Source organism: Bradyrhizobium sp. Kon58 (assembly GCF_055807455.1).
Genome location: NZ_JBVVOT010000341.1, coordinates 1 through 296, shown reverse-complemented (window position 1 = coordinate 296; position 296 = coordinate 1). Strand labels below are relative to the sequence as shown.

The window sequence follows — 296 nt, the reverse complement described above, 5'->3', positions numbered from 1 at the left end:
ACGGGCATGCCCGACATTGCACGCCTGCACCGCCAGGCAGTGCACACCCTGCGCTTGCGCAATTGCCGCACTGCCATCGCTGCAGCTGTCGAGCACTACCAGGATCTGTACCGCTTCGCCGTGCAGCTGCGGATGACTCGCAGCAACCAGTGCGGCGTTCAGGCATTCGCCCAGCAACGCTTCTTCGTTGTGCACCGGAATCAGGATACCGATCATCGCAGGCCTTCAAGGCGTGCGACCGAGGCGCTGTCGCGGCTCCAGAGGTCGAGCAGAAAATCTTCTTCATGGTGGCGTAC

1 protein-coding gene is annotated in these 296 nt (G+C 62.2%); it reads right to left on the bottom strand.

Annotation, left to right across the window (positions count from 1 at the left end; all coding sequences use genetic code 11):
• Positions 1-216: glycosyltransferase (locus AC0L20_RS40700; protein ID WP_473295777.1), on the bottom strand; the 216-nt coding region annotated here is incomplete at its 3' end.
• Positions 217-296 lie beyond the last annotated feature (80 nt).